The organism is Streptomyces sp. SID5910, from assembly GCF_009862125.1.
In the GTDB taxonomy this organism is placed as follows: Bacteria; Actinomycetota; Actinomycetes; order Streptomycetales; family Streptomycetaceae; genus Streptomyces.
This window is the reverse complement of the sequence record NZ_WWHX01000043.1, coordinates 1-4538: the sequence shown is the minus strand read 5'-3', so window position 1 is coordinate 4538 and position 4538 is coordinate 1. Positions and strand designations below refer to the sequence as shown.

Annotated in this window: 6 protein-coding genes; 1 reads left to right on the top strand and 5 read right to left on the bottom strand. The window is 72.8% G+C overall.

Features of this window, described 5'->3' with window-relative positions; translation table 11 throughout:
• Window positions 1-34: 34 nt before the first annotated feature.
• From GTW67_RS01580 to GTW67_RS01560, 5 genes are all read right to left on the bottom strand, one after another.
• Window positions 35-829, bottom strand: a complete 795-nt coding sequence (locus tag GTW67_RS01580; RefSeq protein ID WP_161163001.1) for an ABC transporter permease — start codon at window positions 827-829, stop codon at window positions 35-37.
• A complete protein-coding gene (locus GTW67_RS01575; RefSeq protein WP_161163000.1) occupies window positions 826-1692 on the bottom strand; it encodes an ABC transporter ATP-binding protein in 867 nt (288 codons plus the stop codon). The genes GTW67_RS01580 and GTW67_RS01575 overlap by 4 nt, the downstream gene beginning before the upstream one ends.
• Window positions 1693-1724: 32 nt before the next feature.
• Entirely contained in the window at window positions 1725-2516 is a 792-nt protein-coding gene (locus tag GTW67_RS01570; protein WP_161162999.1) for a class I SAM-dependent methyltransferase, read from the bottom strand.
• Between the two features lie 98 nt (window positions 2517-2614).
• On the bottom strand, window positions 2615-3136 hold the full coding sequence (locus GTW67_RS01565; RefSeq protein WP_161162998.1) for an EamA/RhaT family transporter: 522 nt from the start codon (window positions 3134-3136) through the stop codon (window positions 2615-2617).
• Window positions 3137-3180: 44 nt separating this feature from the next.
• Window positions 3181-3504 (bottom strand): SH3 domain-containing protein, encoded by a 324-nt coding sequence (locus GTW67_RS01560; protein WP_161162997.1) that lies wholly within the window; start codon window positions 3502-3504, stop codon window positions 3181-3183.
• A 194-nt stretch (window positions 3505-3698) separates the two neighbouring features.
• Here GTW67_RS01560 and GTW67_RS01555 point away from each other — a divergent pair.
• Window positions 3699-4538 (top strand): serine/threonine-protein kinase (locus GTW67_RS01555; protein WP_161162996.1); only part of this gene is annotated, 840 nt, incomplete at its 3' end.

Here is a 4538-nt window from a genome sequence, read left to right as displayed (position 1 = left end):
ACGGCCTCGTCCTCAAACGCCGGACGGGCTGAATTCAGGCCGTGCGGCGTTTGAGGGTGGCCGCCCCTAGTGCCAGGACCAGGAGGGCGCAGCCCGCGACGATCAAGGTGTCTCGGATGAAGGTTGCCGTCATGTCGGTGTGGCGCAGGACCTCGTTCATGCCGTCTACCGCGTACGACATCGGCAGGACGTCGGAGACAGTCTCCAGGGCCGGGTGCATGCGGTCGCGCGGGGTGAAGAGGCCGCAGAGGAGGAGCTGGGGGAAGATCACCGCCGGCATGAACTGCACCGCCTGGAATTCCGAGGCCGCGAAGGCCGAGACGAAGAGGCCGAGCGCCGTGCCCAGGAGGGCGTCGAGCAGCGCGACCAGGAGGAGCAGCCAGGGGCTGCCCGTCACGTCGAGGCCGAGGAACCAGACCGCCAGGCCCGTCGCCAGGGCCGACTGGACGATCGCGAGGGCCCCGAAGGCGAGGGCGTAGCCGGCGATGAGGTCGCCTTTGCCCAGCGGCATGGCGAGGAGGCGTTCCAGGGTGCCGGAGGTGCGCTCGCGCAGCGTCGCGATGGACGTGACCAGGAACATCGTGATCAGCGGGAAGATCCCGAGGAGCGAGGCGCCGATGTTGTCGAAGGTGCGCGGGCTGCCGTCGAAGACGTAGCGCAGCAGGAACAGCATCAGGCAGGGGATCAGGAGCAGCAGCGCGATCGTGCGGGGGTCGTGGGCGAGCTGGCGCAGGACGCGGGTGGCGGTGGCTGTGGTGCGGGAGAGGCTGAGGGGGTGGGTGGGGGCCGGGTGCAGTGTGGCCGGCGCGGTGGGGGTCGTGGTGGTCATCGCGTGGTCTCCTTCGTGCGGGCCGCCGCGGTGGCCTCGTCGACCAGGTGCAGGAAGGCCTCCTCGACCGTCTCGGCGTCCGTGCGGGTGCGCAGGGCGTCGGGGGTGTCGTCGGCGAGGAGCGTGCCCTCGCGCATCAGGAGGAGGCGGTGGCAGCGCTCGGCCTCGTCCATGACGTGCGAGGAGACGAGGAGGGTGGCGCCGCGGTCGGCGGCGAGGGAGTGGAACAGGGTCCACAGGTCGCGGCGGAGTACGGGGTCGAGGCCGACCGTGGGTTCGTCGAGGACGAGGAGCTCGGGGGCGCCGAGGAGGGCGACGGCGAGGGAGACGCGGCTGCGCTGGCCGCCGGAGAGGTTGCCGGCCAGGGCGTCGGCGTGGGTGGTGAGGTCGACGTCGGCGACGGCCCGGGTGACGGCCTCGCGGCGGCGGTCGGAGGCGGCGCGGCCGGGGTCGAGGATCGCCGCGAAGTAGTCGAGGTTCTGGCGGACGGTGAGGTCGTCGAAGACCGACGGGGCCTGGGTGACGTAGCCGATGCGGGTGCGCAGGGCGGGATGGCCGGCGGGGCGGCCGAGGACGTCCACGGTGCCGGTGACCTTGGCCTGGGTGCCGGCGATCGCCCGCATCAGGGTGGACTTGCCGCAGCCGGAGGGGCCGAGGAGGCCGGTGATCTGACCGCGCGGGACGGTGAAGCCGAGGCCGCGCAGGACGGTGCGGGAGCCGCGGGTGACGGTGAGGTCCTCGGCGTGGACGGCGGGGGTGCCTCCGGGACGGGCGGGGGTGGTGCCCCGGCCCTCGCGGGCGGTGGTGGTGTCGGTGGCGGTGGTCGGTCCGTCGTCGGGAGGGTCGGGTGCGTAATTCATCATGTGATGAATAGTGCTCCCGCCCTCCCGTCGCGTCAAGCGGTCGTCGGGGTCCTGGCGAGCAGCAGGATGACGTCGTACGTCTCCTCGACGTCCCCGTCCGGGAAGACGGCCAGGAGGTGTTCCCGCTCCTTCGCCAGGAAGGCGGCGCCGCGTTCCTCGCCGTGGGTCAGGAAGACCGAGTGGCTGGCGATGTTGGCCAGGTGCGTGTCCAGCGGGACGCGGCGGCTCCAGCGGAGCGTGCGGCGGGTGAAGGCCAGCCGGCCGGTGGGGTCGGCGACGCGGGCGTCGACGTCCCGTTTCTCGGCGGAGATGTCCAGGCCGAACTCCCGCCCCGTGCGCTCGGCCGCCTCGGCCACCCACGGCACGTCGAGGGCGTCGGTGTTCCACCACAGCGCCAGCGCCCCGCCGGGACGCAGCACGCGCAGCGCCTCCGGGACGGCCAGGGCCGGGTCCGTCCAGTGCCACGCCTGGGCGTAGGTGAGGAGGTCGACGCGGTGGCCGGCGAGGGGCAGGGCGTTGCCGTTGCCGCGAATCAGCGGGACGTCGGGGAGGGTGCGGCGGAACTGGGCCGCCATGCCCGCGCCGGGCTCGACGGCGATCACGTCGGCGCCGCGTTCCCGCAGGCGGGCGGTGGCGATGCCCGTACCGGCGCCGATGTCGGCGACGCGGGAGCCGGCCAGGGGGCGGCCGGACAGCTCCTCGATCGCGTCGAAGAGGGCGGGCGGGTACGAGGGGCGGTTGGCGGCGTACTGGGCCGCGGCCGCGTTGAAGGAGTGGGCGCGGGCGGCGCGGCCGGCCGGCGAGTCGGTGCTCGGGGTCGTCATACGGCCATGGTGGCCGGGGAGCATCGGGGCGCGGGGGCGCTTTTCGGACGGGCGCGCGGCGCCGGGACGGTTGGTCAGGAAGTGGCCGCGGACACGCCCTAGGAGCGGCGGCGCTTCTTCGACGGGTTGCGTGTGCGGCGGGTGGTGCGCTTCTCGTACTCCTCGCGGGCCCTGTCGTACTCGGTGCGGTGCAGCTGCTCGCCCGGGGCCTCGGTGAAGGTGCGGAAGAAGTAGGCGAGGAGCGTGCCGACGAAGCCGATGGTGAGCAGGCCGCGCAGGGAGGACTGGCGGTCCGGGTCGGGGCGGGTGCTGAATCCCGACCAGGTGTGCCGGAAGGCCAGGGCGCTGCACACCGCGAACATCACGACCATCAGCAGCGACACGAATCCGCCGATGTCGGCGATCTGGAGGCCGTCGTAGGCGATGCGGAGCACGAAGCAGGCGGCGGCCGCCACGACGAGGGAGCCGACGGCCAGGCCGGCCCGGCGGGCGGCGTAGCCGTGGTCGTGGTTCACCCAGGTGGTGCCGAAGAACCGCAGGGGCTCGGGGCGGGGCCCGGCGGGGGGTGTGGGGCCCGCGGGGGTGTCCGGATTGCCGTTCGTACCGTTCTCTGCGCTCACGGAACGATTATGGCGTCGGACGCGCCGCGGGCCCCGGGCAGGTCCTAGGAGCAGCGGGACGCGACGTAGCCGTCGCTGCCGGTGCGGACGTAGGTGTCGGAGACGTATCCGTTGCCGATGTTGTCCCAGATGTTGCTGGTGCCGTACGGGCCCGTCACCGTGGTGCCCGGTGTCTGGCAGTGGATGGGGACGCGGGCGCCCTCCGACAGGACCCGCACGATGCCGTAGCCGGTGCCGGGGCCGCTGCGGACGTTGAGGCGGAAGCCCGGTGCGACCGGGTAGTACGAGACGGCCGCCGTCGCGGTCGCCGTGAGGGCCTGTGGGCCTCCGTCGGTTTCTTCCACTGGGCCGACCTGCTCGACAGTCATGTGTTCTCCCCCGTCGGACCCCACGTGCGTCGCGGGGTCCCGTCGATTCCGCTGTGCCGGACTGTCCGAAACAGGCCGTCACACACGAGTTCGTGACTCGCACGCGGAGGCTAGCAAGCCGCCTCGGCCCCGTACGAGTCATCGACTAGGCTCCGAGCGTCGCGCGCGCAAAGGAACAGCACGGGGGTGGTCCCATGGCGCCACGGGAGAACGACGGAGCGGGCGCGGAAGCGGAACTTCCGCACTATGCCGGTCACTACCGTCTGGAATCCTGTCTGGGGTCGGGCGGCATGGGCGTCGTGCACGTGGCCCGCAGCACCTCCGGGATGAAGCTGGCCGTGAAGGTCGTCCACGCCCGCTATGCCGAAGACCCCGAATTCCGGGGGCGGTTCCGGCAGGAGGTGGCCGCGGCGCGACGGGTGAGCGGTGCCTTCACCGCGCCGGTCGTCGACGCCGACCCGGAGGCCCTGCGGCCCTGGATGGCCACCCTGTTCATCCCCGGGCCGACCCTCTCCCAGCAGGTGAAGCGGAACGGGCCCATGGACCCCGCGCAGTTGCGCCGGCTGATGGCCGGGCTCGCGGAGGCGCTGCGGGACATCCACCGGGTCGGGGTCGTGCACCGCGACCTGAAACCGAGCAACGTACTGCTCGCCGAGGACGGCCCGAAGGTCATCGACTTCGGCATCTCCCGGCCGACGGACAGCGAACTGCGGACAGAGACCGGCAAGTTGATCGGCACGCCGCCGTTCATGGCGCCCGAGCAGTTCCGCCGGCCCCGCGAGGTGGGCCCCGCGGCCGACGTCTTCGCGCTCGGCTCGCTGCTGGTGCACGCGGCGACCGGGCGCGGGCCCTTCGACTCGGACAGCCCGTACGTCGTCGCCTACCAGGTCGTGCACGACGAGCCCGACCTGACGGGTGTGCCGGAGACGCTCGCGCCGCTGGTGCTGCGGTGCCTGGCCAAGGAGCCGGACGAGCGGCCCACGCCGGACGAGCTGATGCGGCGGCTGCGGTCGGTGGCGGCGTCGTACGACACA

Excerpts from the sequence above, each read along its gene's own strand:
- GTW67_RS01580 (WP_161163001.1), bottom strand. The coding sequence starts at position 829 with ATGACCACCACGACCCCCACCGCGCCGGCCACACTGCACCCGGCCCCC.
- GTW67_RS01575 (WP_161163000.1), bottom strand. The coding sequence starts at position 1,692 with ATGATGAATTACGCACCCGACCCTCCCGACGACGGACCGACCACCGCC.
- GTW67_RS01570 (WP_161162999.1), bottom strand. The coding sequence starts at position 2,516 with ATGACGACCCCGAGCACCGACTCGCCGGCCGGCCGCGCCGCCCGCGCC.
- GTW67_RS01560 (WP_161162997.1), bottom strand. The coding sequence starts at position 3,504 with ATGACTGTCGAGCAGGTCGGCCCAGTGGAAGAAACCGACGGAGGCCCA.